Genomic DNA, 9,788 nt, shown 5'->3' with positions numbered 1-9,788 from the left:
GCCACCTGGAACGTAAATTCCCTGAGAGTGCGTCTTGCGCAGCTCGAGGAGTGGCTCGGCCGCGTCGAGCCGGACGTCGTATGCCTGCAGGAGACCAAGGTACGGGATGCGGATTTTCCGGCGCAGGCCTTTGCCGATCGCGGTTACCAGGTAGTCTTCCACGGTGAGCCCAGTTATAACGGGGTCGCGATTGCCGCCCGGGGGCCGCTCACCGATGTCGCCTGTGGGCTGGGGGGTTTCCCGGATACGCAATGCCGCGCGCTTGTGGCGACCTTCCGGGGTCTGCGTGTCGCAAGCCTCTATATCCCCAACGGGACCGCGCTCGATTCCCCCCGTTACCCCTACAAGCTTGCGTGGCTTGAGGCCTTGAAGGAGCAGAGCCGCAGCTGGCTTGCCGACAATCCCGCGCTCATCTTGGCGGGCGACTTCAATATCGCCCCCGAGGATCGCGACGTCTACGATCCGGCGGCCTGGGAGGGGTCGGTGCTCGTGAGTGCGCCCGAACGCGCCGCCTTCCAGGCGTTGATCGGCACGGGGTTTACGGACGCGCTGGGCGCGCTCGCCGCCGAAGGACGGGCCTATAGTTGGTGGGATTACCGGGCGGCCGCCTTCCGTCGGGATCAGGGGCTGCGCATCGATCACGTCCTTCTGAGTGCCCCGCTCGCCGCGGGCTTCGTGCGGGGCTACGTGGACCGCGAGGCACGTGGCCATGCGCGCCCCTCCGATCACGCCCCTGTGGTCGTCGAGGTTAGCTGGTCCCCCGTTTGAGGGGCGCGAAACGCCCCTATGTATCGCATAAGATACAGTTCATCCTTACCTTAAGCGCCTAGAGAATTGAGCCGTTCCGGGCGGCTCCCCAGGGCACTGGGATGGCCAGATGTTTCGTTATAGATACACTCAAACCGGGGCATTCCGCAGACCCTGAATTTTCCTGTCCGACGCCTTACAGTCGCGTCCGCCGCGTTCGTTTGGGGGGGCCGGCGCCTGCGCCATAACTCCTTATGCATCAGCCTGTTAGACCCAAGCTCCCGGAGCTGGCACGGTTCTTGTTAATAGCGCTCCCATCAGTGGTGTGGGCGGCGGATCGGGCCCCCCACCTTCGGTTTGACGAAAAGGTGGCGTTATGAATCGGGCTGTGCTCGTTGTCTTAGGACTTTCGGTCCCGCTCCTCGCGGCGGTCCGGGTCTGCGCGGCCGACCCGCTTGTCGTGTCCAATACGGCTTCGCTCGCGGGGTCGACGCTTGCCGACGGCAAGGGCATCGCCGCGATCAACGAGGCGGCGGGCAACGGCAACCTGCAGGCCAATAGCGACGCGATCACCAGTGGCGCCCACGCCGGGGCGGGGATCAGACAGCAGCTGTCGGCGCAGGCAGGCGGCGACGCCGCAAGCTCTGCGCGCATAGCGGGTGACGCCTTCGCGCGCTTCTCAGGCATTTTGAGCGTCAATCAGGCGGCCGGTAGCGACAACCTCGAGGCCAATAGCGTCACGATCACGCGTTCCGTCCAGCGCTTGAGCCTCGATCAGCTCACCCATATCGCATCACCCATTCACCAGATCAACCGCGCCCTCGTGAACGCCCAACCCAAGGGTCAGCGTGATGTGGTGGTCGCGGACAATGCCTTAAAAGGGGTGACCGGCATTGCCCAGGTGAGCCAGACCGCGGGATCCGGGAACAGTTTGAGCAACAGCGTCACCTTGAGTATATCTGCGGGCATACACCCGTAGGGGTGCAAGGGGCGGCTTCAATTGAAAGCCGTTTTCGATTCACACGAAAAGGAGAGGTATATGGTAACTCAGTGGAAACTTCGCACCATAGTGGCGGCCGTCGGCATGGCCATAGTCGCCCCCGTGGTCATGGCCAAGACGACCGGCATGGCCCACGCGAGCGTGAGCAGCGCGCAGTGGGCGGCAGGCTCGTTCGACTTCGCCAACGGTTCAATCAATAGCGCCGTGGCCAACAAGCACGTCCTGCAAAACGCCAAGGGCAACGTTGGTGCCAATATCGCCGCCGGCAGCGGCAACATGCAGGTCAACAACACCGACATAGCGCTCGCTAACGGCTCTCTCACTACGAAGACCAGCACGTCATCGGCTATCGATAGCGTGCAGTGGAACAATATCTTCTCGGTCAGCGGATCGACGGACGTCGCCAACAATGCCCAGGCCTCCAACCATGTTTTGCAGAACGCCTCGGGCAACATTGGCCTGAACGTGGCCGCCGGCGCCGACAATATGCAGGCCAACAACACCGCGCTGAGCCACGGCCTGGGCGTGCTCCCGGCTGGACAGGCCTCGGCTTCGGTCGAAAGCAGTCAGGTCTCCGGACCGTTTGCGCTCGCCTTGGCCGCAGACAATAACAACACGGCGTCGCTTTCCAACCATGTCTTGCAGAACGCTTCGGGCAATATCGGCGTAAACGTCGCCGCCGGTGACGAGAACATGCAGGGCAATAACCTCGCGGTCTCCTACAACCGGGGTGGCCTCGACGCCTATGCGGGCGCCAGCAGCTTCCAGGCGGGGCTCCTCGTTGGCGCGATGACCATGGGCGCCGACAACGACGCCACGCTCTCCAACCATGTCTTGCAAAACGCCAAGGGCAATATCGGCGTAAACGTCGCGGCCGGTGAGCAGAACATGCAGGACAACACCCTGTCGGTCGCCACCGCAAATGCTGTCTACCCGTACTCGCCGACCGCCGCGACGGGCTCGAGCGTGGTCCAGATCGCCAATAGCCAGAACGGCGGCATCATTGCCGGCAGCATGGACTTGTCGGCCGACAACGACGCCTCGCTTTCCAATCATGTCTTGCAGAACGCCTCGGGCAACATCGGCGTAAACGCCGCGGCCGGCACCCAGAACATGCAGGCCAACAACACCGCAGTCGCGCTGACCTGGTCGACCAAATCGGGCGGGACCGCGAACTCGTCGATCGCGAGCAATCAGAACGCCGGACCGCTTGGCGGCTCGATCAGCATCGGAGGGGATGACGACGCATTCCTCACCAACCATGTGCTGCAAAACGCAAGCGGCAACGTGAACGTGAACGTGGCCGCGGGCGCCGACAACATGCAGGCCAACAACCTGGGCTACGCTTACAACAACGCAGGGCACTTCGCGACCTCGGCGATCGACAACGACCAAGGGACTGAGGGGCTCTATGGCAACAGCGCGCGCTTGTCGTTGACCATGTGGAGCAATAACAACGCTTATTTGAACGACAAGGTCCTTCAGAACGCCACCGGCAACGTCGGCGCGAACGTCGCCGCCGGCGAGTGGAACGAGCAGGCCAACAACCTCTCGATCGCCGCTGCCGCGGGCCCGGTCGCCAGCACTACCACGGCCACCGCAGCCATCGCCGACAACCAGGCGAGCAACATGGCCTTCTACTTGCCCTCCGTTGCGATCGACGGGCTCGGTGACATGACCGCGTCGCTTTCGAACCACGTCCTGCAGAACGCCTCGGGCAACGTCGGCGTGAACGTGGCCTCAGGCGTGCAGAACGTCCAGGCCAACAACACCGCGATCGCGCTTGGTTGGGGTACGGGCAACGGCGACATGGACGCGGACAACACCGGGGGGCCGGCAACGGCCATAATCACCGGCGAGCAGAGCTCCGGGCCTTACTCCCTTGCCATCGATGCGGGTTCGTCCAACACGGCGAGCGTGACCAATCACGTCCTGCAGAACGCCACCGGCAACATCGGAGCCAACGTCGCTTCAGGCATGCAGAACATGCAGAGCAACGATCTGGCCTACGCGTTCAACCAGGCTGGCAGCAACGCGAGCGCGCTAAGCCAGGTGTCGCAGGTGTCCATGGGTGCCATCGCGGCGAACGTGCCGGTCAGCTTCGAGAGCTTGTATAGTTTGCCGGTGACGAACGCCGCAACCGTGTCGGACCACGTTCTGCAAAACGCGTCGGGCAACATCGGCCTGAACGTCGCAGCGGGCGCGGCCAACATGCAGCGCAACACCTTGAGCATAGCGGACGCGGACTAAGGGCCGCACAGTGGGCGGGGGTGAAAATCCCCGCCCATTTTTTTTACAAGGGTAAAAACTATGCCGTATCGTCTTCGACTGTGGATCATAGGGCTTGCGATGTTGCCGGCTCTGGCGCGGGCGGGAACGATCGTCATCAACGGATTCGGGGGCGTGCCGCTCATTACGCACGTCGCCAGCATGCAAGCTTTGAAGTTTCGGGCGGTGGTTCGCCAGCATACCGATTACAGCTGTGGGGCCGCGGCGCTTGCCACGCTCGTCGATTTCGCCTACGGCCGGAAATTGTCGGAGAACCAGGTGATCGTTGGGATGCTCAAGGTGAGCAACCGCCAAGTGGTACAGCAGAAGGGCTTTTCGATGTTGGATATGGCCCGCTACCTTTCCCGGATCGGACTGCACGGGGCCGGATACAAAATACCGCCGGCCTTGCTCGTCAAGCTGCGGGTCCCGGTGGTGGTGCTGCTCGACATCCAGGGCTATGAGCATTTCGTGGTGCTTAAGGGGGTGGTTCATGGGCGCGTCTACCTCGCTGACCCCGCCTTGGGCGATCGCAGCCTTCGGTTCGCGCGCTTCGTGAAGGATTGGGACGACGTGGTGTTCATCGTCATGGGGCGTCACTACGACAAGGCCACACCCCTGCGCCAAGGCATGAAGACGATGCGCGTGCACGGCCTCATGGCGGCGATGGAAAGGAACGAGGCACGCAATCTGCGGGATTTTGGTTTCATTCCCGCGACTGAATTTTAACCTAAGGACTTCCTGATTAAGGGCGAAGGAGCGGTATGGACACGAGCAAAAGGGAACGAGTAATCCGCAGTGCGGTCAGGGTGCTTGCGGTGGGTGCCTTCTGCGCGACGACCGTCTCAGTGCGAGCGGCCACGCTCTTTGCGCCCGATCTGGGCCCTATCACGGCGCAGCCGCCGCTATCAGCGCGCGCCCTGTCGGGGCTGCGCGGTCGCTATGTGGGCTCGGACGGCGTGGTCTATTTCGGGCTGCAGATGGTGAGCCGCTGGACGCAGGCGGATGGGTCGAGCCTCGCTGTGGGCACGACGCTCGGTTTGGGGCTGGATAGCGGCGGCCGACCACAGCTCGCGGTGCATAGTTTTTCGACCAAGACCGCTGGCACGGGCAAGTCGGCCGCGCAAGGCACGGGAACGATCCAAGGGAACCCGATTGCGGGCGTTTCGGGAATAGGTCAAGGCATACAGACCACGGGCAATGACAACGTCATAAAGAATTTCGCCGTCATCAATGTGGGGGCGGCTGGACCGGGCTACGAGATCGGCGGTGCGGCCGGGGGGTCGGCGAATATCGCGGCGGCCAACGGCGATGCGCAAGGGCGCGTGGCGTTCAACGGCGATTCCGTGATCGTGGCGGTGAACGTGCCGGGGCAGGGGGTCATACAGCAGACCTTGGGCGCGCAAGGCTTGGGCCAGAGCGCGCAGGTCCTGTCGAGCGCCAACAATGTCTTGAACCAGATGAGTTTGAGTGTGGGGTTTGCGCACTCTGGGGTGTTTTCCGCGGCGCAGATCGGCGCAATCTTGGGGACTATGAAGGGGCTTTGACGCCCCGCGACGAGACCGAGCCGCCCACAGAGGTGGCCGGATTTTGCCACAGGCCATTTTTTTGGAAGGACTATGTCTCGTCAGTCAGTGGGGGCGGGAGCCGCGAACGAGCGCCGTAGGGCGCGTCCGCGGCCGACCGGTAAGAAAGGGGCGCTGCGGATCCTGGTATTGACGGGAACGCGCCCTGACATCATCAAGACGGCGAGCGTCGTCCATGCGCTTGAGGCGGCCGGTTGCGAGACCTTCCTCGTCCACAGCGGACAACACGAGGCCGCGGTCTCGGAGCTCTATCGGTTCCTGCGGCTGCGGCCGTTCGCGACACTGCGCCTTGGCCCGCGCGGCCCGCAGCTTGCCGAGCTAAACGCGCGGCTGCTTGAAAGTCTCGATCCGATCGTCGCGCGCGTGGCCCCTGACGTGCTCGTGGTCCAGGGCGATACCACGACGGCGCTCGTGGGTGCGCTCATTGGTTTCTATCACCGCGTGCCGGTCGCGCATGTGGAGGCGGGTCTGCGCTCCGGCGACACCACCGAGCCGTTTCCTGAGGAGTTGAATCGCCAACTCATTACCCGCATCGCCACCTGGCATTTCGCACCGACCCCGCTTGCGGTCGCCTGTTTACGTCGCGAGGGTGTCCCGCTTGAGACCGTTACCATGACTGGCAATACCGTCGTCGACGCGGCGCTCTTCGGATACAGTCGCCTTGGCCCCCGTCCTGTGACACGCAGGTCCGAGGCGCATCGCCTGATCGTCGTCACCGCGCATCGTCGCGAGAACTGGGGGGCTGGTATCGACGAGATCGGCCTGGCCATGCGCCGCGTCGTGGAGCGGTTCACAGACGTGGCCGTGCTCTGGCCGTTGCACCCGAATCCCGAGGTCGCAAGTGCTGTCAAGACGATTTGGCGGGGATTGTCGCCCGATGTCAGCAAACGGGTCACGCTCACGGATCCGCTCGCCTACCCCGACATGCTGCAGGCCTTGAGGGACGCGTGGCTGGTCGTGACTGACTCCGGCGGCTTGCAGGAAGAGGCGGTGACCGCGCGCGTGCCGGTCTTGGTCACGCGCCGCCAGACCGAGCGCCCCGAGGTCATCACCTGCGGCGCCGGGCGTCTGGTGGGCGCCGATGCTCGGCGCCTGGAGGTCGAGGTCGCCCGCCTCTATCGTTCGGCCGAGAAATGGGAGGCCATGCGTCCCACGCATTCGCCGTTCGGGGACGGGACCGCCGGTCGGCGCATCGCGGCCGTCCTGGCCAAGGCTCGACAAAGCCGTACGCCCAAGGCGCGGGCCGGCGTCACTCGCCCGCGGGCGGTGGCGTCATGACGGCCCAGCGAAGGGCACATTCCCTACGCTTTATCGCGCTGCTTGCGGTCATGGGGCCGGGCGTTGCCTGCGCCCACGGGTGGGTGGGTGCGGGCGGGTCTTATTATCGATTGACCCAGGGGTACGGGCGTTTCGAGGGTGTCTACGCCAGAGGAGTCTTGGGCGAAGGGTCGGATACGATCTGGAATTGGGAGGTCGACCACGGCCGCACGTTCGGGTATGAACAGAGCTACGGGGTCCTTGGCGTCACCCAGACCTTCGCACCGCGATGGTATGGCTATCTAAGCCTCGCCGGCAGTACGAACTCGGACGTCGTCCCCAAAGACCGAGTCGATGCCAGCCTGTCCTACAAGGCACTTCCCGACAAGCGTCTGGTGGGCACGGTCGGATACACGGGCATACGCTTTCGCGATGGCCACGACGACCGCAGTGGCTGGGTGAACCTCACCGCCTATCTCCCCGCGCATTGGGTCGCAACGGCCGGTCACAATTGGACCACGAGCGACCCGGGCGCCGTGCAGGCGCAAAGGAGCTTCGCGGCCGTCGGTTACGACTCCAGCGGGCGAACCGAGGTGACGCTTCGTTATGGTTGGGGGACCGAGGCCTATCTCCCGATCGGCGCCAATGTCGCGCTCGTCGACTTTCGTAGCCACACCCTGTCCGTCACTTGGCGGCAATGGCTAGGGGCTGACTGGGGCACCGATCTCTTCGCGGCGCGTTTCGCAAGTCCCTATTACCGGCAGATCGGAGGGTCCATCGGTGTCTTCTATCATTTTTAACCCGGAGGCGGAGGCACGCGCGGCCGTTCGCGCCGAAGGCTGGCGGGGTGGGATCATTCCCGCCCACCGCGGTTTGCGCATCATGCCCCACGAACGCGGCCAGCGCCGGATCTCGCTGATGTTAGGCCCGGTGTTCGCGCTCGCGGTTTTGTGGGCGGTGCGCCCGATCATTCTGCCGCTTTGGACCGCCATAGAACGATTTTGGTGCGGCGTGATCGCGCCCGGAGTGGGCGTTAGCCAGATACGTTACGTGCTGCCGTGGAGGGCGGACCTCTTTATCCCGGTGCCCGACCTGGGCGCCGGGCCGCCCTCGCATGCTGCGTGGATGGCCTGCGTGGTGCTCGTCATCGCCGATCTGGTCGCAGCCGCGTTCTTGCGTCGCCGCCACCTCCCCGTGTCCCTCGCGCTCTTTACTCTCGCCGCGGTCTTCGCCATAGGTGCCACGGCATTCACTCCCCTGCTCGCGCCGTTTCCGTATGTTCTAGCGGGCTACATCCAGTCGATGTTGCTCATGGGGTTGACCCTCATGTTCGTCACTCCGTTCATGTTCATGGCGATCTATTACCCGCTCAACTTTAGTCTGGGCAAGAAGATCGCCCTGACGCTGCTCGCCTTGACGTGGCTTGCAGTCGCTCTGCCTTGCCAGTTCTGCCTGCAGGCCTTTGCGATCCACGACCTTGGCCTCATCGCCATGCCGACACTGTTCCTGCTCTTAGGTCTCCTGCTCGATGTTATGGGCCTCGTTGCGTTCTATTCGTGGGGTATGAGTTGGAGGCTGCGCCATGAGTAATGATCTTGTCGGCATACCGCTTGCCGCTCGCGCCTTGCAGGCGCACGCGGGTTTGATCGGCGTGCTTCAGCCGATCGCCTTTGTCGTCGTTTCTATGGTGCTTTTTTACGCCTTGCGGCACCTGTTCTTCACCATGAACCGGCTCTTTGGGCGCCAGCGCCATCCCTATCTCGATATCACCCAGGCCTATTGGCCGTCCGTGACGGTCGTCATTCCTGCTCACAACGAGGAGCAAGTTATAGACCAAGTCCTCGAACGCATGGTCGCCGTCGACTACCCGACCGATCGCCTGAAGATACTGTGCATCGACGACCGCTCCACGGACGAGACGCCCGCAATCCTCGACCGATTCGCCGGCCTTTACCCTGACCGCATCCTGGTCATGCATCGGCCCATGGACGCGCTGCCCGGCAAGGCCGCGGCGCTCGTCGACGCGACTGCGCTCGTGTCGGGCGATATCGCGCTCGTCTTCGACGCCGACTATCTGCCCGGTCCCGGGCTCGTCAAACAGCTCGTCGCGCCGTTCTTCGACCCGGAAGTCGGGGGCGTTATGGGGCGTGTGGTTCCCTACAACAGCGATACTAACGTCCTTACCCACCTTCTGGAGCTGGAGCGGTCGGGCGGCTACCAGGTCGACCAGCAGGCGCGCGCCAATCTGCGTCTGATCCCGCAGTTCGGCGGTACGGTGGGCGGGGTGCGCGTGGCCGCTCTGCGCTCGATCGGGGGTTGGAACCCCTATGCCTTGGCCGAGGATACCGATATCACCTATCGTCTTGCCATCGCTGGATGGCAGGTCGCGTACCAAAACCGTTCGGAGTGCTACGAAGAGGTCGTGGAGTCATGGCAGGCCCGCTATCGCCAGATGCGTCGCTGGTCCCAGGGGCATAATCAAGTCCTCTTTCGCCACCTGCTGCCACTCTTGCGTTCTCCTCACGTGACGCGCCGGGAGCGCATCGACGGCGTGCTTTTGCTCGGCATATACGCCATGGCGCCCGTGCTCCTCGTAGGGTGGTTCGTCTTGTATCTCCTGTGGCTGTGCGGCGACAACGGCAGCGGCCTGCTGCTCATGCTGGCGGTCGTGAGTTATGGGACCTTCGGCAACGCCGCGGCCTTCTACGAGATCGCCTCGGCCATGCGTCTCGACGGGGAACGCGATAAGGTCAAGGGTGTCCCGCTCATCCTGATCGGTTTCTTCGTCTCTACCTACGCGGCCACCGCCGGGTTTCTGGCTGCCATCGGCGACGTGGTGCGGCCGGGCCGCGTTCGCTGGCAGAAGACGCCCCGTTACCGCGGCCAAGCGACTGGCACGCCGGATCCGGCGGCGCCGGCACCCCCTTGAG

General features: G+C 63.8%; 9 protein-coding genes. All 9 read left to right on the top strand.

Translation table 11 applies throughout. The annotated features are described in order from the left end of the window. A partial coding sequence (locus ACYCTF_RS06685) for an exodeoxyribonuclease III (RefSeq protein WP_461284746.1) occupies positions 1–768 on the top strand: 768 nt, incomplete at its 5' end. 355 nt (positions 769–1,123) lie between these two features. Next, positions 1,124–1,726 (top strand): hypothetical protein, encoded by a 603-nt coding sequence (locus ACYCTF_RS06680; RefSeq protein ID WP_461284745.1) that lies wholly within the window; start codon positions 1,124–1,126, stop codon positions 1,724–1,726. A gap of 60 nt (positions 1,727–1,786) precedes the next feature. Beyond that, a complete protein-coding gene (locus ACYCTF_RS06675; RefSeq protein ID WP_461284744.1) occupies positions 1,787–3,997 on the top strand; it encodes a beta strand repeat-containing protein in 2,211 nt (736 codons plus the stop codon). A 60-nt stretch (positions 3,998–4,057) separates the two neighbouring features. Then, positions 4,058–4,744, top strand: coding sequence for a C39 family peptidase (locus ACYCTF_RS06670; RefSeq protein WP_461283314.1), 687 nt, complete (start codon positions 4,058–4,060; stop codon positions 4,742–4,744). Positions 4,745–4,779: 35 nt separating this feature from the next. Continuing rightward, positions 4,780–5,562 carry a hypothetical protein gene (locus ACYCTF_RS06665; protein WP_461283313.1) on the top strand — a complete coding sequence of 261 codons (783 nt, stop codon included), beginning with the start codon at positions 4,780–4,782 and terminating at the stop codon, positions 5,560–5,562. A gap of 72 nt (positions 5,563–5,634) precedes the next feature. Further along, positions 5,635–6,879, top strand: a complete 1,245-nt coding sequence (gene wecB, locus ACYCTF_RS06660; RefSeq protein WP_461283312.1) for a non-hydrolyzing UDP-N-acetylglucosamine 2-epimerase — start codon at positions 5,635–5,637, stop codon at positions 6,877–6,879. Further along, positions 6,876–7,658, top strand: coding sequence for a YaiO family outer membrane beta-barrel protein (locus tag ACYCTF_RS06655; RefSeq protein ID WP_461283311.1), 783 nt, complete (start codon positions 6,876–6,878; stop codon positions 7,656–7,658). Before wecB ends, ACYCTF_RS06655 begins: the two co-directional genes overlap by 4 nt. Beyond that, positions 7,639–8,448 (top strand): hypothetical protein, encoded by an 810-nt coding sequence (locus tag ACYCTF_RS06650; RefSeq protein WP_461283310.1) that lies wholly within the window; start codon positions 7,639–7,641, stop codon positions 8,446–8,448. The genes ACYCTF_RS06655 and ACYCTF_RS06650 overlap by 20 nt, the downstream gene beginning before the upstream one ends. Then, the gene (locus tag ACYCTF_RS06645) at positions 8,441–9,787 is read left to right on the top strand and encodes a glycosyltransferase family 2 protein (protein ID WP_461283309.1); all 1,347 of its coding nucleotides are present in this window, start codon (positions 8,441–8,443) and stop codon (positions 9,785–9,787) included. Before ACYCTF_RS06650 ends, ACYCTF_RS06645 begins: the two co-directional genes overlap by 8 nt. Position 9,788 lies beyond the last annotated feature (1 nt).

It is taken from the genome of Acidiferrobacter sp., assembly GCF_054609335.1.
This window is presented reverse-complemented; position numbering and strand designations above follow the sequence as displayed.

What these genes read in the sequence shown, in the direction of transcription:
- ACYCTF_RS06645 (WP_461283309.1), top strand. Translation starts at nt 8,441, where the DNA reads ATGAGTAATGATCTTGTCGGCATACCGCTTGCCGCTCGCGCCTTGCAG.
- ACYCTF_RS06655 (WP_461283311.1), top strand. Translation starts at nt 6,876, where the DNA reads ATGACGGCCCAGCGAAGGGCACATTCCCTACGCTTTATCGCGCTGCTT.
- ACYCTF_RS06680 (WP_461284745.1), top strand. Translation starts at nt 1,124, where the DNA reads ATGAATCGGGCTGTGCTCGTTGTCTTAGGACTTTCGGTCCCGCTCCTC.
- wecB (WP_461283312.1), top strand. Translation starts at nt 5,635, where the DNA reads ATGTCTCGTCAGTCAGTGGGGGCGGGAGCCGCGAACGAGCGCCGTAGG.
- ACYCTF_RS06670 (WP_461283314.1), top strand. Translation starts at nt 4,058, where the DNA reads ATGCCGTATCGTCTTCGACTGTGGATCATAGGGCTTGCGATGTTGCCG.
- ACYCTF_RS06675 (WP_461284744.1), top strand. Translation starts at nt 1,787, where the DNA reads ATGGTAACTCAGTGGAAACTTCGCACCATAGTGGCGGCCGTCGGCATG.
- ACYCTF_RS06665 (WP_461283313.1), top strand. Translation starts at nt 4,780, where the DNA reads ATGGACACGAGCAAAAGGGAACGAGTAATCCGCAGTGCGGTCAGGGTG.